The organism is Umezawaea sp. NPDC059074, assembly GCF_042738955.1.
Lineage (GTDB): Bacteria > Actinomycetota > Actinomycetes > Mycobacteriales > Pseudonocardiaceae > Umezawaea.
Genome location: NZ_JBHYHC010000120.1, coordinates 1 through 20,928, shown reverse-complemented (window position 1 = coordinate 20,928; position 20,928 = coordinate 1). Strand labels below are relative to the sequence as shown.

26 protein-coding genes are annotated in these 20,928 nt (G+C 72.0%); 16 read left to right on the top strand and 10 right to left on the bottom strand.

Annotated elements, in window-relative coordinates; translation table 11 throughout:
* Positions 1 to 13 precede the first annotated feature (13 nt).
* Positions 14 to 862 carry an N-acetyl-1-D-myo-inositol-2-amino-2-deoxy-alpha-D-glucopyranoside deacetylase gene (gene mshB, locus ACFWW9_RS36060; RefSeq protein ID WP_390386797.1) on the top strand — a complete coding sequence of 283 codons (849 nt, stop codon included), beginning with the start codon at positions 14 to 16 and terminating at the stop codon, positions 860 to 862.
* Positions 863 to 866: 4 nt separating this feature from the next.
* The gene (locus ACFWW9_RS36055; protein ID WP_390386796.1) at positions 867 to 1,277 is read left to right on the top strand and encodes a hypothetical protein; all 411 of its coding nucleotides are present in this window, start codon (positions 867 to 869) and stop codon (positions 1,275 to 1,277) included.
* Here the strand turns inward: ACFWW9_RS36055 and ACFWW9_RS36050 are convergent.
* Positions 1,274 to 2,011, bottom strand: coding sequence for a GNAT family N-acetyltransferase (locus tag ACFWW9_RS36050; protein ID WP_390386795.1), 738 nt, complete (start codon positions 2,009 to 2,011; stop codon positions 1,274 to 1,276). The two genes, ACFWW9_RS36055 and ACFWW9_RS36050, sit on opposite strands and share 4 nt — an antisense overlap.
* Before the next feature lie 142 nt (positions 2,012 to 2,153).
* Here ACFWW9_RS36050 and fdxA point away from each other — a divergent pair, with 142 nt between their 5' ends.
* Both fdxA and dapC read left to right on the top strand, forming a co-directional pair.
* Positions 2,154 to 2,477 carry a ferredoxin gene (gene fdxA, locus ACFWW9_RS36045; protein ID WP_390386794.1) on the top strand — a complete coding sequence of 108 codons (324 nt, stop codon included), beginning with the start codon at positions 2,154 to 2,156 and terminating at the stop codon, positions 2,475 to 2,477.
* Positions 2,474 to 3,571: a succinyldiaminopimelate transaminase gene (gene dapC / locus ACFWW9_RS36040; RefSeq protein WP_390386793.1), complete on the top strand. Its 1,098-nt coding sequence runs from the start codon at positions 2,474 to 2,476 to the stop codon at positions 3,569 to 3,571. The genes fdxA and dapC overlap by 4 nt, the downstream gene beginning before the upstream one ends.
* Before the next feature lie 5 nt (positions 3,572 to 3,576).
* On the opposite strand, the gene ACFWW9_RS36035 is transcribed toward dapC, so the two are convergent.
* Positions 3,577 to 3,939 carry a DUF6193 family natural product biosynthesis protein gene (locus tag ACFWW9_RS36035; RefSeq protein WP_390386792.1) on the bottom strand — a complete coding sequence of 121 codons (363 nt, stop codon included), beginning with the start codon at positions 3,937 to 3,939 and terminating at the stop codon, positions 3,577 to 3,579.
* A gap of 118 nt (positions 3,940 to 4,057) precedes the next feature.
* On the bottom strand, positions 4,058 to 5,041 hold the full coding sequence (dapD, locus tag ACFWW9_RS36030; RefSeq protein WP_390386806.1) for a 2,3,4,5-tetrahydropyridine-2,6-dicarboxylate N-succinyltransferase: 984 nt from the start codon (positions 5,039 to 5,041) through the stop codon (positions 4,058 to 4,060).
* Positions 5,042 to 5,057: 16 nt separating this feature from the next.
* Here dapD and dapE point away from each other — a divergent pair, with 16 nt between their 5' ends.
* From dapE to ACFWW9_RS36005, 5 genes are read left to right on the top strand one after another with little or no spacing between them, the layout of a single operon-like run.
* Positions 5,058 to 6,125 (top strand): succinyl-diaminopimelate desuccinylase, encoded by a 1,068-nt coding sequence (gene dapE, locus ACFWW9_RS36025; RefSeq protein ID WP_390386791.1) that lies wholly within the window; start codon positions 5,058 to 5,060, stop codon positions 6,123 to 6,125.
* Positions 6,126 to 6,165: 40 nt separating this feature from the next.
* Entirely contained in the window at positions 6,166 to 6,936 is a 771-nt protein-coding gene (locus ACFWW9_RS36020; RefSeq protein WP_390386790.1) for a TIGR00730 family Rossman fold protein, read from the top strand.
* On the top strand, positions 6,936 to 7,475 hold the full coding sequence (locus ACFWW9_RS36015) for a TIGR00730 family Rossman fold protein (protein ID WP_390386789.1): 540 nt from the start codon (positions 6,936 to 6,938) through the stop codon (positions 7,473 to 7,475). Before ACFWW9_RS36020 ends, ACFWW9_RS36015 begins: the two co-directional genes overlap by 1 nt.
* A 13-nt stretch (positions 7,476 to 7,488) precedes the next feature.
* Complete coding sequence (locus ACFWW9_RS36010; RefSeq protein WP_390386788.1) at positions 7,489 to 7,965, top strand: hypothetical protein; 477 nt, start codon at positions 7,489 to 7,491, stop codon at positions 7,963 to 7,965.
* A gap of 48 nt (positions 7,966 to 8,013) precedes the next feature.
* Positions 8,014 to 8,961, top strand: a complete 948-nt coding sequence (locus ACFWW9_RS36005; RefSeq protein WP_390386787.1) for a D-2-hydroxyacid dehydrogenase family protein — start codon at positions 8,014 to 8,016, stop codon at positions 8,959 to 8,961.
* Here ACFWW9_RS36005 and ACFWW9_RS36000 read toward each other — a convergent pair.
* Together ACFWW9_RS36000 and ACFWW9_RS35995 are read right to left on the bottom strand one after the other, a co-directional pair.
* Entirely contained in the window at positions 8,954 to 10,012 is a 1,059-nt protein-coding gene (locus tag ACFWW9_RS36000) for a winged helix DNA-binding domain-containing protein (RefSeq protein ID WP_390386786.1), read from the bottom strand. The genes ACFWW9_RS36005 and ACFWW9_RS36000 overlap by 8 nt on opposite strands.
* Positions 10,005 to 10,382: a DUF3224 domain-containing protein gene (locus tag ACFWW9_RS35995; RefSeq protein ID WP_390386784.1), complete on the bottom strand. Its 378-nt coding sequence runs from the start codon at positions 10,380 to 10,382 to the stop codon at positions 10,005 to 10,007. Before ACFWW9_RS35995 ends, ACFWW9_RS36000 begins: the two co-directional genes overlap by 8 nt.
* A gap of 40 nt (positions 10,383 to 10,422) precedes the next feature.
* Between ACFWW9_RS35995 and ACFWW9_RS35990 the strand changes: the two genes are divergently transcribed.
* Positions 10,423 to 10,953, top strand: a complete 531-nt coding sequence (locus ACFWW9_RS35990) for an NUDIX hydrolase (protein ID WP_390386782.1) — start codon at positions 10,423 to 10,425, stop codon at positions 10,951 to 10,953.
* On the opposite strand, the gene ACFWW9_RS35985 is transcribed toward ACFWW9_RS35990, so the two are convergent.
* Positions 10,904 to 12,475 (bottom strand): CocE/NonD family hydrolase, encoded by a 1,572-nt coding sequence (locus ACFWW9_RS35985; protein ID WP_390386781.1) that lies wholly within the window; start codon positions 12,473 to 12,475, stop codon positions 10,904 to 10,906. The two genes, ACFWW9_RS35990 and ACFWW9_RS35985, sit on opposite strands and share 50 nt — an antisense overlap.
* Positions 12,476 to 12,656: 181 nt before the next feature.
* Here ACFWW9_RS35985 and folP point away from each other — a divergent pair, with 181 nt between their 5' ends.
* Positions 12,657 to 13,472, top strand: coding sequence for a dihydropteroate synthase (folP, locus tag ACFWW9_RS35980; RefSeq protein WP_390386805.1), 816 nt, complete (start codon positions 12,657 to 12,659; stop codon positions 13,470 to 13,472).
* Here the strand turns inward: folP and ACFWW9_RS35975 are convergent.
* From ACFWW9_RS35975 to ACFWW9_RS35960, 4 genes are read right to left on the bottom strand one after another with little or no spacing between them, the layout of a single operon-like run.
* Positions 13,444 to 14,880, bottom strand: coding sequence for an amino acid ABC transporter ATP-binding/permease protein (locus ACFWW9_RS35975; protein WP_390386780.1), 1,437 nt, complete (start codon positions 14,878 to 14,880; stop codon positions 13,444 to 13,446). The two genes, folP and ACFWW9_RS35975, sit on opposite strands and share 29 nt — an antisense overlap.
* Entirely contained in the window at positions 14,877 to 16,346 is a 1,470-nt protein-coding gene (gene cydD, locus ACFWW9_RS35970; protein ID WP_390386779.1) for a thiol reductant ABC exporter subunit CydD, read from the bottom strand. Before cydD ends, ACFWW9_RS35975 begins: the two co-directional genes overlap by 4 nt.
* Complete coding sequence (locus ACFWW9_RS35965; protein WP_390386778.1) at positions 16,339 to 17,184, bottom strand: cytochrome d ubiquinol oxidase subunit II; 846 nt, start codon at positions 17,182 to 17,184, stop codon at positions 16,339 to 16,341. Before ACFWW9_RS35965 ends, cydD begins: the two co-directional genes overlap by 8 nt.
* Positions 17,185 to 17,197: 13 nt before the next feature.
* A complete protein-coding gene (locus ACFWW9_RS35960; protein WP_390386776.1) occupies positions 17,198 to 18,364 on the bottom strand; it encodes a cytochrome ubiquinol oxidase subunit I in 1,167 nt (388 codons plus the stop codon).
* An 88-nt stretch (positions 18,365 to 18,452) separates the two neighbouring features.
* Here ACFWW9_RS35960 and ACFWW9_RS35955 point away from each other — a divergent pair, with 88 nt between their 5' ends.
* Genes ACFWW9_RS35955 through ACFWW9_RS35935 form a run of 5 tightly spaced genes read left to right on the top strand, consistent with a single transcriptional unit; the run spans position 18,453 to position 20,835 of the window.
* Positions 18,453 to 18,791, top strand: coding sequence for a PadR family transcriptional regulator (locus ACFWW9_RS35955; protein ID WP_390386775.1), 339 nt, complete (start codon positions 18,453 to 18,455; stop codon positions 18,789 to 18,791).
* The gene (locus ACFWW9_RS35950) at positions 18,773 to 19,453 is read left to right on the top strand and encodes a permease prefix domain 1-containing protein (RefSeq protein ID WP_390386773.1); all 681 of its coding nucleotides are present in this window, start codon (positions 18,773 to 18,775) and stop codon (positions 19,451 to 19,453) included. Before ACFWW9_RS35955 ends, ACFWW9_RS35950 begins: the two co-directional genes overlap by 19 nt.
* Positions 19,454 to 19,481: 28 nt before the next feature.
* A complete protein-coding gene (locus ACFWW9_RS35945) occupies positions 19,482 to 19,823 on the top strand; it encodes a DivIVA domain-containing protein (RefSeq protein ID WP_390386772.1) in 342 nt (113 codons plus the stop codon).
* Positions 19,820 to 20,266, top strand: a complete 447-nt coding sequence (locus tag ACFWW9_RS35940; RefSeq protein ID WP_390386771.1) for an SRPBCC family protein — start codon at positions 19,820 to 19,822, stop codon at positions 20,264 to 20,266. The genes ACFWW9_RS35945 and ACFWW9_RS35940 overlap by 4 nt, the downstream gene beginning before the upstream one ends.
* Positions 20,263 to 20,835, top strand: coding sequence for a DNA-3-methyladenine glycosylase I (locus tag ACFWW9_RS35935; protein ID WP_390386770.1), 573 nt, complete (start codon positions 20,263 to 20,265; stop codon positions 20,833 to 20,835). Before ACFWW9_RS35940 ends, ACFWW9_RS35935 begins: the two co-directional genes overlap by 4 nt.
* Positions 20,836 to 20,928: the final 93 nt, after the last annotated feature.

The window sequence follows — 20,928 nt, the reverse complement described above, 5'->3', positions numbered from 1 at the left end:
CTAGGCTGATCCGGTGACGCTCACCTCCCCGCCGAGACTGCTGCTGGTACACGCGCATCCGGACGACGAAAGCCTGTGGACGGGCGGCACGATCGCCCGCTACGCCGCCACCGGCGCGCACGTCACCGTGGTCACGTGCACCCTGGGCGAGGAGGGCGAGATCATCCCCGCGGGCCTGCGCGAGCTGGCCGCGGACGCCGCCGACCAGCTGGGCGGCTACCGGGTCGCCGAACTCCGCTCCGCGTGCGCCGCGCTGGGTGTCACCGACCACCGCTTCCTCGGCGGCATCGGCCGCTGGCGCGACTCGGGCATGGTGGGCGTGCCGTCCAACGACCACCCGCGCGCGTTCGTCAAGGGGTCCATCGAGGAGCAGGCGGCGACGTTGGCCGACATCCTGCGCCAGGTGAAGCCGCACGTCGTCGTCACCTACGACGCGTTCGGCGGCTACGGCCACCCGGACCACATCCGCGCGCACGAGATCACCATGGCCGCCACCGCGGCCGTCCCGGACGTCGACCGCGTCTTCTACGCCGTCACCTCGCGGGACGCCACGGACCGGGGCGCCGCGGCGCTGGCCGCCCTGCCGGACCTCCCGTTCCGCCTCCCGGAACCCGACGAGCTGCCGGTCACCGACGACGCGATCATCACCACCACCGTCGACATCACCGACCACCTGTCCGCGAAGCTGCGCGCCCTGCGCGCGCACTCGACGCAGGTGAGCGTCTGGCAGGACGGCGCGGGCGGCGCCAGCTACGCCCTGTCCAACGGCATCGCCCAGCCGGTCGTGCGGGGCGAGTTCTACGTGCTGGCCAAGGGGTCCGGCGCGGGGGCCGAGACCGACCTGTTCGGCGGACTGGGGTGACACCGTGAGCGCTGACCGCAAACCGGGCCCGTGGGTGCTGCCCATGCTCCTGGTCGAGGCACTGGTGCTGGCGGTGCTGGAGCTGTTCTACCTGCCGCTCCGCTTCGACGGCACCCTGCTGCCCCAGGTCGGCGCGGACTGGCCGTTCCCGATCGCCGTGGTGGTCGCGGTGCTGACCACGCCGCTGCTCGTGCTGTGGGCGTCGGACCTGCAACGGGGGCTGCTGGTCTCCAGCTCACCGCTGCTGGTGTGGCTGCTGGTGCTGATCGTGCTCGGGCTGTTCGGCCCCGGCGGCGACGTCATGCTGCCCAACGACTGGCGCAGCCTCGCCCTGCTGGCCGGGGGCGCGCTGCCCGGCGCGATCGCCGTGGGGGCGTCGATGGGCCGCAACTACGTGCCCAAGAGCACGCACTAGGACGGGCGGGGAACCCAGTACCGGTACCGGTGGTGCACCTCGCACCCCAGCGACGTGTACAGCTTCCACGCGGCGGTGTTCTGCTCGGCCACCTGGAGCGCGCACCGGGTCGCGCCGTTGCGCGCGCCCCACGCCGCCAGCCCGACCAGCATCGCCCGCGCGAGCCCGCCCCGGCGGTGCTCCGGCCGCACGGCGAGCCGGGCGACGTGCAGCAGATCACCCGCGACGGCCCCGCGGACGACGCCGACGACTTCGCCGTCCCGCACGACGGACCCGAACCCCGTAGCTCTCCCCGAAGCGAGAACGTGGCGCTGCTCGGGCGTCGGCGATTTCTGGGCGGCCAACTCCCACCATCCGGGACCGGGCACGTCGGAGACGGAGACGCCGGGCGCCTCCCCGCCGGGGAACCCGTCGAGCCCGCCCACCAGGACGCCGGACTCGGCGCCGCCGGGATGGGCCTCGTCGACCACCCATCCGGCCGATCCGATCGCGGCTTCGTGCTCTGAATCACGTACCACGTGAGCGGTCGCCTTGATCCGGTTCGCCGCCGCGAACGCGATCACCCGGTCCAGCGCCTCCGGCACGGGAACGCCGGGGTCGCCGCTGGTCAGCGTGCTGTTGGCACGGCCGGTGAACCCGCCCGCGGCTCGCATCCGCCAGTCGCCCAGCGGCTCGTCCACCACCGCGGGCCACGCCCGCGCGCACAGCCGCTCGACCTCGAAGACCGGATCCACCCCACCATCCTGCCCGGTACGCGAAAATGGATTTCGCGGAGCCGGGCGCGGGTTCGCTAAGGCAAGCCTCACCAGCAGTTGGCCTCGTTCGCCGCGTAGTCTGCGGCTTGCGCGGTGTACCAGGAAGAGCAGGAGAACCGCAGTGACCTATGTGATCGCCCAGCCGTGCGTGGACTTGCTCGACAAGGCATGCATCGAAGAGTGCCCCGTCGACTGCATCTACGAAGGCGACCGGATGCTCTACATCCACCCGGATGAGTGCGTCGACTGCGGCGCTTGCGAGCCGGTGTGCCCGGTGGAGGCCATCTACTACGAGGACGACGTCCCCGACGAGTGGAAGGACTACACCAAGGCCAACGTCGACTTCTTCAACGAACTCGGCTCGCCCGGCGGCGCCTCCAAGGTCGGCAAGTCCAGCGCCGACCCGGATTGGATCAAGGCACTGCCCCCGCAAGCCTCCGAGTGACGCGGGCGCGCAGGGGCCCGGCGCTGCCGGACTTCCCCTGGGACTCGTTGGCCGACCACGCCGCCAAGGCGCGCACGCACCCCGGTGGCGTGGTCGACCTCTCCATCGGCACCCCGGTGGACCCGGTGCCGCCGCTGATCCGGACCGCGCTCAGCTCCGTGGCGGACCTGCCGGGGTACCCGACCACGCACGGCACGCCCGAGCTGCGCTCGGCCGCCGTGGCGTCGTTGGCCCGCCGGTACGGCCTGACCGGGTTGGACCCGGCCGCGGTCCTGCCGACGATCGGCTCCAAGGAGCTGGTGGGCTGGCTGCCGACGCTGCTCGGCCTCGGGGCCGGGGACGTCGTGGCGATCCCGGAGCTGGCGTACCCGACGTACGAGGTCGGCGCGCTGCTGGCCGGCGCGTCGGTGGTGCGGTTGGCCGACGGCGAGGAACCGCCCGCGGGCACGTCGTTGGTGTGGCTGAACTCCCCGTCGAACCCGACCGGCCGGGTGCTCTCGGCGTCCGCGATGGCGGACGCCGTCGCCGCTGCCCGCGCTGTCGGCGCGGTCGTGGCGTCGGACGAGTGCTACCTGGCGCTGTCGTGGGACGCGACCCCGGTGTCCGTGCTCGACCCCGCGGTGTCCGGCGGCTCGCTGGACGGGCTGCTGGCGGTGCACTCGCTGTCGAAGTCCTCCAGCCTGGCCGGGTACCGCGCCGGGTTCGTGGCCGGTGACCCGGTGCTGGTCGCCGAGCTGCTGGAGCTGCGCAAGCACGCCGGGATGATCATGCCGCGGCCGGTGCAGGAGGCCATGACGGCGGCGCTGTCGGACGACGAGCACGTCGCCGTGCAGCGGGACCGGTACGCGGCCCGCCGCGCGGTGCTGCTGCCCGCGCTGCGGTCGGCCGGGTTCACCGTCGACCACTCCGAAGCCGGGCTGTACCTGTGGTCGACCCGTGGCGAGGACGCCTGGGAGACCGTGGGGTGGCTCGCCGAACGAGGGATCCTCGCGGCGCCGGGCGTGTTCTACGGCCCCGGTGGCGACCGGCACGTGCGGATCGCGTTGACCGCGACCGACGAGCGGATCGCCGCTGCCGCCGAACGCTTGACCTGACGTGGTCAGGAGGGCCGGGAACGGCCCTCCTTGGCCGCCTCGATGTGGTCGAGCGCGCTGAGCACCATCTTCACGCTGCCCGCGGCGTCGGCCTCGCCGTACTCCCGCAGCTCCGGTCCCCGCACCTGGTAGCGGTTCCCGCCGACCGGCTGGACCCACACCCCGACGCCCGGCGTGTAGTCGACCGTCCGGCGGAATCCGAGCAGGTAGCTGCTGGTGAACGGGTACAGCTCGCGGAGGCGCGGCTCGTCGAGGGCGGCGGCGCAGAACGCCTGCAACCCCGCCAGCTCACCCGCGCGGTCCGGGGCGTCGCGGAACGACTGCCAGACCTGTTCGCTGTTCTTGCCCGGCTGCTCGTCATGCCCCACGCGAGCATTCTAGCGAGAAAGCGGTCCTCCACACGGGTCGACTTCTCCCACTTCGGCTTCGACGCCGTCGAGCGTGGTCAGGCGTGGTCGTCCCGGCCGGGACGACCACGCCCGCCGGTCAGTCGTTCGCGTGCAGTGCGGCGTTCAGCTCGACGCCGGTGCCCTTGCGGGGCAGGACCTTGACCGCGCCGGAGACCGAGTCGCGGAGGAACAGCAGGCCGGAGACGCCCGACAGCTGCCCGGCCTTCACGACCTCGCCGTCGGCGGTCGACACCTTGGTGCCCGCCGTGATGTAGAGGCCCGCCTCGACGACGCAGTCGTCGCCCAGCGAGATGCCGACACCGCCGTTGGCGCCGATCAGGCAGCGCTCGCCGATGGAGATGACCTCCTTGCCGCCCCCGGACAGCGTGCCCATGATCGAGGCGCCGCCGCCGACGTCCGAGCCGTCGCCCACGACGACGCCCGCGGAGATCCGGCCCTCGACCATCGACGCGCCGAGCGTGCCGGCGTTGAAGTTCACGAAGCCCTCGTGCATCACGGTCGTGCCGGAGGCGAGGTGCGCGCCGAGGCGGACGCGGTCGGCGTCGGCGATGCGGACCCCGGACGGGACCACGTAGTCGACGAGCCGAGGGAACTTGTCCACGCCGTACACGGTGACCGCGCCGCGGGTGCGCAGGCGCAGGCGGGTCTGCTCGAAGCCCTCCACCGCGCACGGGCCGAAGTTCGTCCACACGACGTTGTTCAGCAGGCCGAACTGGCCGTCGAGGCTGAGGCCGTGCGGCCGCACGAGCCGCGTCGACAGCAGGTGCAGGCGCAGGTAGACGTCGTAGGTGTCGGTCGGGGCGTCGGCCAGGGAGGCGATGGAGACCTGGACGCCGATGACCTCGACGCCGCGCTCCTCGTCCTCGCCGAGCAGGTGCGCGGCCTCCTCGCCGAGGGCGCCCGCGACGTCGACGGACGACAGGAGCTGCGTGCCGACCGACGGCGGGTCCCCGAGCTTCGGCGCCGGGAACCAGGTGTCCAGGACGGTGCCATCGGGCGTGACGGTTGCCAGTCCGACGCCGTACGCGCCGGTCGTGTTTGCGGTGCTCACGGACGCCAACGGTAACGTGCTCGCCGTGGCCGACACCCTGCACCTCTCCGCCGATCCCGTTGACCTCACCGCCGCGCTGGTGGACGTGCCCAGCGTCTCCGGCGACGAGGCCGACCTCGCCGACCTGGTCGAGCGCTCGCTGCGCGAGCAGGCGCCGCACCTGGAGGTGGTGCGCTCGGGCAACGCGGTGCTGGCGCGCACGACCCTCGGCCGGGAGCGCCGCGTGGTGCTCGCCGGGCACCTGGACACCGTGCCGATCAACGACAACATGCCCAGCAGGCGCGAGGGCGACGTCCTGCACGGCTGCGGGACCGTGGACATGAAGGGCGGCGACGCGGTGATGCTGAACCTCGCCGCCACCGCCGTCGACCCCCGCTACGACCTGACGTTCGTGTTCTACGACTGCGAGGAGGTCGAGGCGACCCGCAACGGGCTGGGGCGCGTCGAGCGCGAGCTGGCCGAGTGGCTGGCGGGCGACCTGGCGATCGTGTGCGAGCCGTCCAACGCCTCCATCGAGGCCGGGTGCCAGGGCACCATGCGGGTCGAGGTCCGCACGACCGGCGTCCGCGCCCACACCGCCCGCGGCTGGATGGGCGTCAACGCGATCCACGCGGTCGGGGAGGCGTTGCGGCGGCTGGAGTCCTACGAGGCCCGCGTCGTCGAGATCGACGGCTGCACCTACCGCGAGGGCCTCCAGGCGGTGAAGATCGCCGGTGGCGTCGCGGGCAACGTGGTGCCGGACGCGTGCGTGCTGACGGTGAACCACCGGTTCGCGCCGGACCGCTCGCCCGCCGACGCGGAAGCCCACCTGCGCGAGGTGTTCGACGGGTTCGACGTCGTGGTCACGGACGTCGCCGCGGGCGCACTGCCCGGCCTGTCCTCGCCCGTCGCCCGCGAACTCGTCGCGGCGACCGGCGGGAAGCCGCCCGTGGGCAAGCTCGGGTGGACGGACGTGGCCCGGTTCGCGGCGCTCGGGATGCCCGCCGTCAACTTCGGTCCCGGCGACCCGACCCTGGCCCACACCCAGCAGGAGAACGTGCCGGTCGGGCAGATCACCACGTGTCTGGAAGTGTTGCGGCGCTTCCTGACCTGAGTTGGTCACCCGGTGGTGTTCCTCACCTAGAATCCCGCCGATGACTGACAACAACTCTGTCGACGAGAACCCGCCGGAACGGCAGCGCGGTCCCGTGACGCTGCGCCGCGGCCAACGCGACCAGCTCACGACCACCGACCAGCGGCTGCTCGACTCCCGCGGGCCGTCGGACTGGGTGCACACCGACCCGTGGCGGGTCCTGCGCATCCAGGCCGAGTTCGTCGAGGGCTTCGGCGCGCTCGCGGCGGTGCCCAGCGCGGTGACGGTGTTCGGTTCCGCGCGCACCCCGCGCGACCACCCCGAGTACCAGATCGGCCGCGACCTCGGCGGCGCGCTGGCGAAGGCCGGGTTCGCGGCGATCACCGGCGGCGGCCCCGGCGTGATGGAGGCGGTCAACCGCGGGTGCTCCGAGGCGGGCGGGTTCTCCGTCGGTCTCGGCATCGAGCTGCCGTTCGAGCAGGGCCTCAACCCGTTCGTCGACCTCGGCGTGAACTTCCGCTACTTCTTCGTCCGCAAGACGATGTTCATCAAGTACTCGCAGGCGTTCATCTGCCTGCCCGGCGGGTTCGGCACGCTCGACGAGCTGTTCGAGGCGCTGACCCTGGTGCAGACCAAGAAGGTCACCAAGTTCCCGGTGGTCCTCTTCGGACGGTCCTACTGGCAGGGCCTGTACGACTGGATCCAGAACTCCGTGCTGGCGAGCGGCAAGGTCGGCGAGAAGGACCTGGCGCTGCTGCACCTCACCGACGACATCGACGACGCGGTGCGGGTCGTGCAGGAAGCCCACAAGGCGTGGGACGAGGCGCACTGATGACGACCAGGGTCACCGTCTACTGCGGATCGCGCAAGGACGTCCCGGCGAGCTACCTCGAGCTGGCGGCCGAGGTCGGCACGCAGCTCGCGGCGCGCGGCTGGTCGCTCACGTGGGGCGGCAGCAGCGTGTCGATGATGGGCGAGGTCGCCCGCGCGGCCCGCGAGGGCGGGGCCCGGACCCTCGGCGTGATCCCGAAGGGGCTCGTCGGCACGGAACTGGCCGACGACCACGCGGACGAGCTGGTCGTGGTCGACACCATGCGCGAGCGCAAGGCGCTGATGGAGGCGCACGGCGACGCGTTCCTCACGCTGCCCGGCGGGATCGGGACGTGCGAGGAGCTGTTCGAGATGTGGACATCACGGGTGCTGTCCATGCACACCAAACCGGTCGTGGTGCTGGACGTCGACGACCACTACCGGGGCCTGTTCGACTGGGTCCGCGAACTGAGCGGCCGGGGATTCGTCTCGCGCGCCGCGCTGGACTCGCTGACCATCACCGGAGACGTGGCGACGGCGTTGGACGCCTGCGCGAGCTGAGGAGAGTCATCAGATGGGCAAGTGGGCGTCCTACGTCGTGCGACGCGGGGATGACGAGGAACTCGACGACGGCTACCGGCTGGACGCCGTCGAGGGCTGGCAGTGGTGGGAGTTCCCGGTGCTGGACGAGGAGCCGCTGGTGCAGCTCGTCGGGACCGGCGCCGCCATCTCCGCGACGGTCGCCGACAGCGACATGTGCGTGGTGACCGGCTGGGACGGCGGCCAGGAGCAGTGGGAGTGGGTGTTCGGCGAGGTCGCCTACGCGGAAGCGGCGGCGGCCGAGGGCCTGCCCGCGCCGGACCCGGAGGAACTGGCGGAGACGCTGCCCGAGCGGGCGGCGGCGCTGGCGGTCGCCGTGGTGGAGTGGGCGAAGGCGGCCGGGCTGTCGGCGGACGTGGCGTCCGTGACGGCCGTGCTGGAGACCGACCACGACATCGCCGAGGACGGCTTGCAGGCCGTGCTGGGCGCCGTGGGGATCGTGGACAACTAGGGCGCGCCCTGACGGGTGCCGGTCGGGTTCGACCGGCACCATGGGGACATGAGACTCCGCTGCGCGGTGCTGGACGACTACCAGGGCGTCGCCTCCGCCCTCGCCGACTGGTCGCTGGTCGACGCGACCTTCCACCGCGAGCACCTCCCGTCGCGGGACGCGGTGGTCGAGGCGTTGCGCGACCAGGACGTCGTGGTGGCCATGCGGGAGCGGACGCCGTTCGACGCGGAGCTGTTCGCGCGGCTGCCGTCGTTGCGGCTGCTGATCACCAGCGGGATGCGCAACGCGGCCGTCGACCTCGACGCGGCCACCGCGGCCGGGGTGACCGTGTGCGGCACCGGGAGCACGTCCGGGGCGCCGGTCGAGCTGACGTGGGCGCTCATCCTCGGACTGGCCCGGCACCTGGTCGTGGAGAACACCGCCCTGCGGTCCGACGGGCCGTGGCAGAGCACGCTGGGTATCGGCCTCGCCGGGAAGACGTTGGGGCTGTTGGGGTTCGGCAAGATCGGTGTGCAGGTGGCCAGGGTCGCTCGGGCGTTCGGGATGGACGTCGTCGCGTGGAGCGCCAACCTGACCGAGGACCGGACCTCCGCCGAAGGCGTGCGGCTGGCGTCGTCGCTGGAGGACCTGGTCGCGGCCAGCGACGTGCTGTCGGTGCACCTCGTGCTGAGCGACCGGACCCGCGGCCTGGTGGACGCGTCGGTGCTGAAGTCGTTGCGGCCCACGGCATTGCTGGTCAACACGTCCCGCGCGGCGATCGTCGACCAGGACGCGCTGGTCGACGTCCTGATGGCGGGCGGCATCGCGGGGGCGGGGCTGGACGTGTTCGACCAGGAACCCCTGCCCCGCGGCCACGTGCTGCGCAGGCTGCCGAACGTGCTCGCCACCCCGCACCTCGGGTACGTGACCGACGGGAACTACGAGGTGTACTTCCGCGAGGCCGTGGAGGACATCCGCGCGTTCCTCGACGGGTCGCCGATCCGCGTCCTCACCTGACCCGCGCGGACTCCAGCCCGCGCACCGCCGCCAGCCGTTGCGCTTCCTCCTCGACCGCCTTGGACGGCGGTGGTTCGCCGAACGGGTTCAGGGTCACGTCCAGGCGCTTGCCCGACGCCTTCACCTGCCAGGTCCCGGTGATCTCGCCGTCGACCATGATCGCGCCACGCCGTCCGAGGATGCGCCAGACCTCCTTCTGGCTCGCCTTGTCCGGCACCAGCAGGTCGCGGTCGCGGGCCTGGAGGTACGGGTCGAGCGGGGGGAGGAGGCGGACGACGTCGGGGTCGGGCGGGGACAGCAGGGACTTCAGGCGGTTCGGGGGGATCCAGGCCTTTCGGCCGTCGACGGACACCTCGGCCAGGTCGTCGGGCCACACCTTCTTGATCTCCGTGGCCGTCGTGCCGAAGTAGCTCGCCACCTCGGACGGGCCCGCGGGGCCGTGCAGGCGGAGGTAGGCGAGCAGCAGGTCGGTGAAGCCCTTCGTCTCCTTCGGGACGGCTCGGCGCTTGGGCATGGCCTTGAAGGTGACGGTCTTCTGCGAGACGTCGAAGACCAAGCCCGCGGGCAGCACGGCCAAGCGGAAGATCAGGTCCTGCACGTGGGCGGTGTCGCAGCCGCGGCACCACGCCGTCAGCTCCTCCGGGATCAGCGGCGTGACGAGGCCGCTCGCCTCGCCCTTCGTCATCGGCGACGTGACGACCTTCCGCAACGCGGAGGCGACCGAGGCCAGCGCGGCCCGGCCCTCCACCACCCCGCGCGGGCGGGACATGCGGGTCACGGCGTCGGCGTCGCTGAGCGGCCACACCCGTGCGGCCAGGGTCGGCAGGTCCGCCGGGCGGTGCAGGTGCGGGGCTCCCCGGACGGTCCACGTCGCCGAGTACGCGGTGAGGTCCGGGTCGGTGGCGAGCCGCGCGGCCAGCGCCGCGGCGGCCGAGCGCTCCGAGTCCTGCACGCCGAGGTCGAACACGTCCAGGTCCTCCGACGCGCGGTCGAACTGGTGCGCCGCCACCCGGTAGGCGAGCACCCGCGCGCGGTCGACGTGGTCAGCCAAGGTCGTAGTCCAGGGTGATCAGCTCGTGCTCCACGCGAGCCGTGCCGGTCAGGCCGACCAGGTCGCCGGTCGCGGAACCGGGGACGACGTGGCCGAAGAACGCCGGGCCCGCGGCGGACATCGTGGCCCCGTGCTGGAGGACGAAGGTGCCCGCGCGGCCGTCGAGGCTGCCGGTGAACCGCTCCGACGCCACGTAGCCCGCGCCGCCGTCCGCGGCCGTGCAGGTGAGCAGGCGGGCGGTGCTCGTGCCGTCGAGCGGGCCGGTGAACGTCTTGCCGACGGTGACCTCGGCGAGCTTCGGCTCGCCGGGTTCCGCCGCCGTCTCGTCCCAGCGGGTGATCGTGAAAGTGGCCTTCACCTGGGTGGTCATGCCCCGATCCAAACACCGATGGCTGTCATCTGCTGTCAGGATGGTGTCCGTGGAGATCACCAAGCAGCTCAGGGTCGCCGCGTACGCGCTGTGCGTCCGGGAGGGGCAGATCCTGCTGTCCCGGTGGGTCGGGCCGACCGGCAAGCGGTGGACGCTGCCCGGCGGGGGCATCGACCACGGGGAGGACCCGTACGAGGCGGTGATCCGCGAGGTCGACGAGGAGACCGGGTACGCGATCGAGGTCCAGCGGCTGCTGGGGGTGCACACGGTGCGGCGGATGTTCGAGCGGCGGACCGGGGAAGAGGTGGACTTCCACGGGCTGCGGATCATCTACGAGGCCCGCGTCATCGGCGGTGAGCTGCGGTTCGAGGTCGGCGGGTCGTCGGACCGGGCCGAGTGGTTCGACCTGGACGCGGTGGCGGGCCTGCACCACTCGGACCAGGTGGACGTGGCGCTGGCGCTGGCGCGGACGAGCCCGCCGGACGGCAGGGGCGAGGTCGCCCTGCCGTCCGACGAGAGGCTCATCCGCGAGGGACCCGCAGCCAGGACGGGTCCGCCGCCGGGGAGCTGAAGGTGACGGTCGAGCCGAGCGTGCTCTCGGTGCCGTAGCGCGGGTCGACGGTGTCGACCACCAGCACGAGCTTGTGGCCCGCGGCGACGTTCCACAGGACCGGTTCCAGCTCGAAGTCGAGCGTCCTCGCCACGCCGGGGGTGACGTCGCGCAGGGCGATCGGCTTGTGCGTGACCAGCGCGCCCAGGCCGAACGAGCCCACGTCGTAGAGGTAGCCGAACAGGGTGGTGGTCGGGGCGCTGGGCGTCACGGTGACGTGCAGCTTCGGCGCTCCGCTCACGGTCGTGGCCCTCGCGTACTCCGGGCCGCTCCAGACGCCCGCGACGTTGCGGTCCACCAGCGGCGTCGACACCCCGGTCGGGATGTTGAGGAAGCCCTGGAGAGCCCCGCTGAGCAGGATCGTCCCGCTGTCGGCGACCGTGGGCCAGCCCGCGACGATCCGGTTGCTCCAGCCCGTGGCCGCGGCCGCGGACAGCGAGCCGGTGCCCCAGGACGGGCCGGTCAGGTAGAGCGTGTCCTGCGCCGCCGAGGCCGCCGCCCAACTGGGGAACGTGCGCCAGCCACCCCCGTTGTTCGGCTTCAGGTTGACCGGGTCCTCCCGGTCGATGCCGTTGTCCACGCCGCGCACGTGCTTGTCGAACCAGCGGCCGACGGAGTCCCAGATCTCGTTCGGCAGGCCCGCCGCGCCGAACAGCTCGGCGGTGGCGTGGTCGCCGGGGGACAGCATCAGCCGCTTGGGGCCGGTGAGCTTCGCGAACAGGTCGGTGACCTGGCCGGGCGCGAAGATCCCGTCGTTCCAGGCGTTGCCGATCATCACGGCGGTGCGGTTGGCGTTGAGGGCGGCGACCTTGTTGGCCGCCGACCGCGACTCGGAGATCGGGACGACCTCGCTGAACCGGCCGTTGCGGTAGGCGTCCTCGGCCTGGCGCAGGACCGGGCCGGGGCGTCCGACGAGGTTGCCCGCGGCCAGCAGGACCTCGACGGCCTGGCTGTTCACGGTCTGGTTGGGGTAGAGCGAGCGGGCCAGGTCCGTCCACGTGCTCAGCGACGCGACGGCCTTGATCCGCGGGTCCGCCGCGGCGGCCAGCAGTGCTTGGCCCGCGCCGTAGGAGATGCCCGCGACGCCGACCTTCGCGGCGTCGCCCTTGGCGTTGGCGATCGTCCAGTCGATCACCCTGCTCACGTCGGCGACCGTGTCCGGCCCCGCGACGTCGATCTCGCCGCCCGAGTCGTAGAAGCCGCGGCTGGTGTAGCTGACCACCACGTACCCCGACTCGTACGCGAACTTCGCGGCGGCGCCGACGTACTCGATGTTGTTGACGCCCCAGCTCGACGGCAGCACCAGCAGGGGGAACGGTCCGCTGCCGCGGCCGGTCGGCTCGATCACGAAGGCGCGGATGGGCGTGCCGCCCGCGCCGGGGATGGTCCGGTAGGTGGTGGTGAAGCCGGCGGCCTGCGCGACAGGGGTGAGCAGGCCTATGGCGAGGAGCGTGGTCAGGAGCAGGACGAGTGATCGGCGCACGAGATCCTCCCGTTGAACCGTGACCTGGATCACGTGTGGGTTACTCGTGAGTAAACAGTTGCTACTTCCAAGTAGCAATAGCTGTGATCCAGTTCACTTTTAACGCCTCGTGGCACCATCGGACCTTGTGAAGCGAGTGCGATTCGGTACACGCGAGACCCCGGACGACCGCGCGCTGGTGATGGCGATCGTCAACCGGACCAGGGATTCCTTCTACGACGGCGGCGCGACCTTCGCCGACGACGCCGCGCTGGCGGCCGTCGACCGGGCCGTGGCCGACGGCGCGGACATCGTCGACATCGGCGGCGTCCGCGCGGGCGCGAAGGGCGAGGTCGTCGACGCCGCGGAGGAGGCCCGCCGCGTCGTCCCGTTCGTCGAACTGGTCCGGGAGCGGCACCCGGACCTGGTGATCAGCGTCGACACCTGGCGCCACGAGGTGGGCCGCGAGGTCTGCCGAGCGGGGGCCGACCTCCTCAACGACACGTGGGCGGGCGCGGACCCGCTGCTGGCCGAGGTGGCGGCGGAGTTCGGCGTCGGCATCGTCTGCTCCCACACCGGCGGCCTGCCCCCGCGCACCGACCCCCACCGCGCCCGCTACACGGACGTCGTCGCCTCCGTCGTGGCGGAACTGGTGGCGCACGCGGAACGCGTGGTGGCACTGGGCGTGCCGCCGTCGGGGGTGCTGATCGACCCGACCCACGACTTCGGCAAGAACACCTGGCACGGCCTGGAACTGCTGCGCCGCCTGGACGAACTGGTCGCCACGGGCTGGCCCGTGCTGATGGCGCTGTCCAACAAGGACTTCATCGGCGAGACCCTCGGCGCGGAGGTCGGCGACCGGGTCGACGGGACCCTGGCCGCGACCGCCGTGGCGGCGTGGACCGGCGCACGCGTGTTCCGGGCGCACGAGGTCCGGCAGACCCGCCGCACGGTGGAGATGGTCGCGTCGATCACCGGAACCCGCACGCCTACACGCGTGCTGCGCGCACTGGCGTGACCTCGTCCTCCCACCGGTCGCGGTAGTAGCCCGGTGTCGAGACCAGGTCGGTGTGGGTGCCGCGTTGGGTGATCTCGCCGTGGTCCAGCACGAGGATCTCGTCGAAGTGGTGGTGGGACAGCGGGGTCAGGCGGTGGGTCACCAGGACGACCGTGCTGGGGGCTGTGGTGAGGACGCGGGTCAGGACCTCGTCGGCGTGGGTGGGGTCGAGGCCTTCCACGGGTTCGTCGAGGAGGAGGACCGGTGGGGCGGCGAGGACTGCTCGGGTGAGGATGAGGCGTTGGCGTTGGCCTCCGGAGATCTCCGTGCCGTGTTCGCCGACGACGGTGTCCCACGGCAGGTCGAGGTCGGTGATCGCCGCCGCGCGGTCGAGTTCTTCCTGCGTGGCGTCGGGTTTGGCGAACAGGACGTTGGCGCGGACGGTCGTGTGGAAGACGTGGGCGTCGGCCAACGCCCCTCGGGCTTCCGGCGTGACGAAGCGGGTGAGGAGGGTGGTCTTGCCCGCGCCGCTGGGGCCGACGACGGCGATCCGCCTGCCCGGCGGGAGGGGTTCGCCGGTGGTCGGGACGGTGCGGGCGGCCAGGAGTTCGCGGACGCGTGCCACGGAGCCGCGGACCTCGGCCCAGCGCTGGGCGGCGGTGGTGAGCGGCAGGAACACCTCCAGGGCGGCCACCGCGCCGAGCACGAGCCACGCCGGTGAGCCGGTGGCCAGCAACGTCAGGGCTGTGCCGAACTGGGTGAGCACGGCCGCCGCCGACAGGGCCGCGGCGCGGGTCGCCGCACGGCGTTCGCGGGTGGCGATGTCGGTGATCACGGCGTCGGACTTGGCCAGTTCCGCTTCCGCCACGCCGAACGCGGTCAGTTCGGCCGCGCCGTGGACGAGGGTGACCGTGCGCTCGGCCAGCCGGGACCGCAGGGGTGCCACGGCGTGCAGGTGCCGGTCGGCCACCAGGAACGCCCCGAGCGGGAGCAGCACGCCCAGCACCAGCACGGGGAACACCAGGACGGGCTCCACAGCGATGGCGGCGACACCGACCAGACCCGCCACGCACGCGGGCAGCAGGCAGCGGAGGACCACGTCCTGCACGGCGTCCACATCGGACACCAGTCGGGTCACGAGGTCGCCGCTGTGCTTGCGGACCGGGTGGCGCAGCAGGGATTCGTAGACCCGCCCGCGCAGGTCGGCCAGGTAGCGCAGCACGGCGTCGTGGCCCGCGAGGCGGTCCGCGTACCGGAGGACGCCGCGGGAGAGGGCCAGCGCTCGCACGGCCACGATCGCCACGGTGAGCGCCGACATCGGCGGCTGGTCGGCCGCGCGGACGATGAGCCACACCGCGGTGGACATCAGCGCCACCCCGGCCAACTCGGCCAGGACGGCGGCGACAGCGGCCAGTGCCAAGCGCTTCATCGGATCTCCACCACTCGGTCGACGAAGTCGAGCAACGCGGGCCGGTGGGCCACCAGGACGGTGGTCCGGCCGCGGGACAGCGTTCGCGTCACGCGCAGCACGGTCGCCTCGGTGCCGCTGTCCAGCCGGGCCGTCGGCTCGTCGAACAGCAGCAGCCGCGCGGACGGCCGCACGAGCGCGCGGGCGACCGCGACCCGCTGGCGTTCCCCGGACGACAGGGCGTGCCGGGCGTCGACGAGGTCGCCGAGGCCGACGGCGTGGGCGGCGGCGACCTCGCCGGGGCCGCCGATCCGGATGTTGTCGGCGACCGTGCCCTCGAACACCGTCGGCGTCTGCGGCACCCACGCGAGCTGCCGCAGCCACGCCGCCCGGTCGATCTCCCGCAGGTCGACGCCGTCCACCAGCACCCGTCCCGACGTCGGCACGACCTCCCCGAGCAGCACCGACAGCAGCGTCGACTTGCCCGCCCCGCTCGGTCCCACCAACGCGATCCGCTCGCCCGGCGCGATCGTCAGGGTCAGGCCCCGCACCGTCCGCACCCCGACGTCCTCCAGCACGACCGTCGCCCGGCTCAGGTCCGGTGGCCTCCTGGCGGCCGTCACGACCGGGGGCGCGGGAGCCTGCTCCAGCACCGCCAACCCCTCCGCGCTGGCGTGGAACTGCGCCCCGGCCGCCCGCAACGGCAGGTACGCCTCGGGGGCGAGCAGCAGCACCAGCAGCGCGATCCGCAGGTCCACGCCCCCGCCGAGCAGCCGGAGGCCGACCGGCACGGCGACCAGCGCCACGGACAGCGTGGCCACGAGTTCCAGCACCAGCGCGGAGAGGAACGCCACGCGCAGCGTCCGCATCGTCGAGTCGGCGTGCGCGGTCGCCATCCGACGCACGGCGGCGGCCTGTGCGCCCGCGCGGCCGAACAGCTTCAACGTGCCCAACCCCGCGACCACGTCCAGGAAGTGACCGCCCACAGTGGACAGTTCGGCCCACTGCGCCCTGGTGGTGTCCCTGGTGTGCGCGCCGACCAGCGCGGCGAACACCGGGATCAGCGGCAGCGTCACCAGGATCGTCACGGCGGCGGTGAGGTCGGCGAACGCCAGCCGCACCAGCACCGCGAGCGGCACGACCGCCGCCACCGCGAGCTGCGGCAGGTACCCGGCCAGGTAGGGCTCGACCGCGTCCAACCCCCTGGTCACGAGCGTGCTGACCTCACCCGCCCGGTCGCCCCGCCGCGTCACGGCGGCGGCCAGGACCTGCTTGCGCAGCCGGGCTTTCACCGTCGCCGCCGTGCGCTGCGTGACCACCCGCTGCGCCCACACCAGCAGCGCCCGAGCCACGACCACCCCGGCCAGCGCCAGGATCCCGGTGCCACCGCTCAACAGCCCTGCGAGCAGGTCCGCCTGCGCCAGCACCAGAACCGCCGTGGCGACCGCGAACGCGCCCAGCACCGCCAGGTACCGGCGGTCACGCATGGCGCACCCGGACCATCCACCAGGTCGCGAACTGGAACAGCAGCACCAGCGGCAGCACCACGAACACGACCGGCGTCAGCACCGCGAGTGTGTTGCCGTGCGCCATGGTCTCCGGCTCCACCACGCCCTGCGCGGCGAACACGACCGGGATCGGCAGCGCGCACGCCAGCGCCGTGCAGAGGAACGCCGTCCTCCCGGTCGTCACGCCCGCGCCGAGCACCAGCACCAGCACGGCGACCGCGCCGGCGAGCGCGGGCCCCGAGTGCCGGACCGGGTCCGCGAGCAGGACGACGGCGGGCACGAACAGGGCGGACGGCAGCACCAGCGACCGGGCCAGGACACGGGCGCGTCGTCCAGCGTGGCCGGGCAGTCGCCACGCCAGGAAAGTGCCGCCGTGCAACGCGAACAGCACCACGACCCCGGCGGCCCACAGCAGTGGCGGGGCGCCGGTCAGGTCGGCCGCCAGCCAGCCCCAGCCGATGGCGACCGCCAGCGCGCCGGCGATCAGCGGCCCGTCCCACGCCGGGTTCGTGCCGCGCAGTTGCACGGACGCGGTGAACACGACCAGGCCCGTGACGATCAGGACGAACACGGTGTGGTGACCGGACAGCAGTTCCCCTTCCAGGCGGGGGAAAGCGCCGAACAGGACGCCGACGGCGGCGACCAGCCACACCTCGTTGCCCAGCACGAACGGCGTCATCGCGCCGAGCGCGCGGGTCCGTTCGCGGTCGTCGCGGCCGAGGAGCCGGAACAGCAGCGCGGTGCCGTAGTCGAAGCCGGCCAACGCGAAGTAGCCCGCGGTCAGGAGGCCGAGCAGGACGATCCAGAGCGTTTCCACGGTCGTTCCCCTTTCACAGGGCCAGCGCGAGGGCGGACACGGGTTGCGGCGCGGTCTCGGGTTCGGGGCCGCGCCGGGCGATGCGGGAGATCAGCACCCAGTCCGCCACCGCGAGCGCGGCGAAGACGCCGGTGAAGGCGAGGAACGAGATCAGCATGCTCGTGGCGCTCACGGGTGACATCGCGTCCTCGGTGCGCAGGAGGCCGTAGACGAGCCACGGCTGCCTGCCGACCTCGCGGACGACCCAGCCGCCGATGGCCGCGATGAACGGCAGCGGGATGGAGAACACCATGAGGTACAAGGGGAAGCGCAGCCGGACGATCGCGTCGCGGGCCAGCAGTGGCAGGGTGGTCCAGCTCGCCAGCAGCAGCACGACGCCGATGAGCATCATGAACGACAGGGGCATCCCCAGCCCCGGCATCGACTTCATCTTGCCGGGCTGGAGGTGGTTGATCACCGGGAACTGGGCGATGCCCGCGCCGATGAGGAACGGCGTGGCGATGGCGGTGGTGACGACGCCGAGCCGCAGCGACCGCCGGAAGAAGTCGACCTCCGGGGTGCGCCGGAGGAAGTGGAAGGCGCTGACGCCGACCACGAACACCCCGCCGACGGTCAGCGCGGCCCCCACGACGTGCAGGAACGCGGCGGTGAACGTCGGGTTGGTCAGCAGCGCGCCGAGGTCGACGAGCCGCAGCACGCCGTCGTGCTCCTCGTAGCCGACCGGGTGCTGGAGGAAGCCGTTGGCGACCATGATCCAGAACGCCGACGCGTAGGCGGTGATGGTCACCAGCCAGATCAGCGCCAGGTGCGCCCACCGGTTCAGCCGCCCCCAGCCGAAGATCCACAGGCCGAGGAACGTCGACTCCAGGAAGAACGCCACCAGCGTCTCGATCGCCAGCGGGGCGCCGAACACGTCGCCCGCGTAGGTGGAGAGCCCGGACCAGTTCAGCCCGAACTGGAACTCCATGACGATGCCGGTCGCGATGCCGAGGGCGTAGTTCACCACGTAGATCCGGCCCCAGAACCGGGTCATCCGCTCCAGGACGGGTGTCCGGGTGAGCGTGAACCGGGTCTGCATGACCGCCACGAGCGTCACCAGCCCGAGGGTCAGGAGCACGAAGAGGAAGTGGAACGAGGTGGTGGTGGCGAACTGCGTCCGCGCCAGTCCGAGGGGGTCCATGAGTCGACACGCTATACGTAGGCTCACTACCTAACATCGGGGACTTCCCCGATGGCCGCCCTGGAACGGACCCGTAGACTCGCTACTCATGAAGTCCGACGCGCTGCGCGGCCACCTGGACGCCCTGCTGCTCGCCACGCTCGACGGCGGCCAGCTGCACGGGTACGCGATCATCGAGGCGCTCCAGCGCCGCAGCGGCGGCGCGCTCGACCTCCCCACCGGCACCGTCTACCCCGCGCTGCGCAGGCTGGAACGGGCCGGGCACGTGGCCAGCGAGTGGAGCACCGTCGCGGGACGGCAGCGGCGCACCTACCGGCTCACGGGTGCGGGACAGCGGGCCCTGTCGGACGAACGCGCCGCGTGGCGCGAGTTCACGGTCGCGATCGAAGGCGTACTCGGAGGTGGCCCGTGGCCGAAGCAGGCGTGATCGAGCGGTACGTCGACGAGCTGGACGGACGGCTGCGCGGCCCGGCGGCCGTGAAGGCGGACCTGCTCGCCGAGGCCCGCGACAGCCTCGCCGACGCCGCCGACTCCTACCGCGACGGCGGGCTGTCCCCGGAGGACGCCGAACGCCTCGCGGTCGAGGAGTTCGGCCCGCTCGCCGTCGTGGCCCCCGGCTACCAGGCCGAACTGGCCGCCGCGCACGCCGCGACCATGCTGCGGACCGTCATGGTGCTGATCCCGCTCACGTACGTGCTGTGGGAGCTGAACCGGATGTTCTGGATCGGCCCGTGGTCGTCGTTCGACGGCGGACCCACGCCCGACTGGTACGTGTTCGTCTCGCAGGGCAACGGCTACGTGCCGTGGATCATCACCGCGATCGCCGGTGTCTCCCTGGTGGCAGGCCGAGTGCTGTCCCGGCGCGGCGTGAGCGGCACGACCCTCAGTCGGCTCGGCGGACGGGTCGCCATCGGCTGCGTCGGACTCGGCATCGCGTTCAACCTGTCGGTCGTCATCGGCACCGCGACCCTGGACGCGCCGCGGCTGCTGATGCCCGCGCCGGTGCTGCTCGCCGGAGTCATGTTCTACGTCGTCTTCATCCGCGTGGGCGTCCTGGCGAAGCGCTGTCTGGCGTTGTCCGCAGTCTGATGGCCCGCGATGTGCCACGATCGTCACCGTGACCACCGCGCTCATCTACCTCGTCGTCATGGTTCTCGTGGCTGCCGTGGTGTTCCTGTTGTCCGCGCTCGTGTTCGGCCGCGGCGAGGAGCTGGCACCCCTGGCACCGGGCGCGTCCCCCACCAGACTCCCACCGGGGCCCGTGACCTCGAACGACGTGCGCACCCTGCGATTCCAACAGGTGCTGCGCGGGTACAAGATGACCGAGGTCGACTGGGTGCTGGAGCGCTTGGCGGCCGAGGTCGACGAGCTGCACGCCCGGATCGCGGAGTTGGAGGGTGAGCCGGTTCCTTCGGAGCCGGAGCCTGAGCACGTTCCGCAGCACGGTGGGTCTGTGTGACCGAGCTGGAACTCCGCGTGCCCGTTGCGGCGTCTGTTGAGACGACGTGGGCCGCGATGACGGACTGGGCCCGCCAAGGCGAGTGGATGCTCGGGACGTCGGTGCGGGTTACCGGTGGGGATGGTCGAGGCGTCGGGTCGACGTTGGCGGCGTTCACCGGGGCTGGGCCGGTGGGGTTCACGGACACGATGCGTATTACGGAGTGGGAGCCGCCCTCGCGGTGCGTTGTGCTGCACACCGGGGCGGTTGTGCGGGGGACTGGGGAGTTCTTGGTGTCGGCGGTGGGGGAGTCGGCGTCGGAGTTCGTGTGGGTGGAGCGGTTGGAGTTGCCGTTCGGGGTTGTGGGGCGGGTGGGGTGGCCTCTGGTGAGGCCCGCGTTCGTTTGGGGAGTGCGGAGGTCGTTGACGGCTTTCGCGCGGTTCGCTGAGGGGTACGGGCGGTGATCGTTCGTTGCGCGTGGGGTGATTCGACGCCCGACTACGTGGAGTACCACGACACGGAGTGGGGGGTGGAGCTTCGTGGCGAGAGCGAGATGTTCGAGCGGTTGTGCTTGGAGTCGTTCCAGTCCGGGTTGTCGTGGATCACGATCTTGCGGAAGAGGGAGGCGTTTCGGCGGGCTTTTGGGGGGTTCAAGCCCGCTGTTGTCGCTGAGTACGGGGATGACGACGTGGAGCGGTTGATGGGGGACGCGTCCATCGTTCGGAACCGGGCGAAGATCAATGCGGCTGTGCGGAATGCCCAGGCTGTTGTTGATCTGGGGGAGCCGTTTGATGAGTTGTTGTGGTCGTTTGCGCCGTTGGGGGAGGGGCGGGTGCGGCCTGCGACTCTGGCGGATGTGCCTGCTGTGACTGCTGAGTCGAAGGCGATGGCTAAGGAGTTGAAGCGGCGGGGGTTTGTGTTTTTTGGGCCTATCACGGCTTATGCGTTGATGCAGGCCACGGGGATGGTGGATGATCACGTGGTTACGTGTTTTCGGGCTGTGGAGGCCGATTCGGGGTTGCTGGAGGGCTAACCCCCGGTTGCGCCAATTATCCCACCCTCTTTCGTCTTGTCAAGGCTGGAAAGACGCCTTGACAAGACGAAAGAGGGTGGGGGCGCAAAAACA

What these genes read in the sequence shown, in the direction of transcription:
- ACFWW9_RS36020 (WP_390386790.1), top strand. Translation starts at nt 6,166, where the DNA reads ATGACTGACAACAACTCTGTCGACGAGAACCCGCCGGAACGGCAGCGC.
- ACFWW9_RS36015 (WP_390386789.1), top strand. Translation starts at nt 6,936, where the DNA reads ATGACGACCAGGGTCACCGTCTACTGCGGATCGCGCAAGGACGTCCCG.
- ACFWW9_RS36010 (WP_390386788.1), top strand. Translation starts at nt 7,489, where the DNA reads ATGGGCAAGTGGGCGTCCTACGTCGTGCGACGCGGGGATGACGAGGAA.
- ACFWW9_RS36005 (WP_390386787.1), top strand. Translation starts at nt 8,014, where the DNA reads ATGAGACTCCGCTGCGCGGTGCTGGACGACTACCAGGGCGTCGCCTCC.
- ACFWW9_RS35995 (WP_390386784.1), bottom strand. Translation starts at nt 10,382, where the DNA reads ATGACCACCCAGGTGAAGGCCACTTTCACGATCACCCGCTGGGACGAG.
- ACFWW9_RS35990 (WP_390386782.1), top strand. Translation starts at nt 10,423, where the DNA reads ATGGTGTCCGTGGAGATCACCAAGCAGCTCAGGGTCGCCGCGTACGCG.
- folP (WP_390386805.1), top strand. Translation starts at nt 12,657, where the DNA reads ATGGCGATCGTCAACCGGACCAGGGATTCCTTCTACGACGGCGGCGCG.
- ACFWW9_RS35975 (WP_390386780.1), bottom strand. Translation starts at nt 14,880, where the DNA reads ATGAAGCGCTTGGCACTGGCCGCTGTCGCCGCCGTCCTGGCCGAGTTG.
- cydD (WP_390386779.1), bottom strand. Translation starts at nt 16,346, where the DNA reads ATGCGTGACCGCCGGTACCTGGCGGTGCTGGGCGCGTTCGCGGTCGCC.
- ACFWW9_RS35960 (WP_390386776.1), bottom strand. Translation starts at nt 18,364, where the DNA reads ATGGACCCCCTCGGACTGGCGCGGACGCAGTTCGCCACCACCACCTCG.
- ACFWW9_RS35955 (WP_390386775.1), top strand. Translation starts at nt 18,453, where the DNA reads ATGAAGTCCGACGCGCTGCGCGGCCACCTGGACGCCCTGCTGCTCGCC.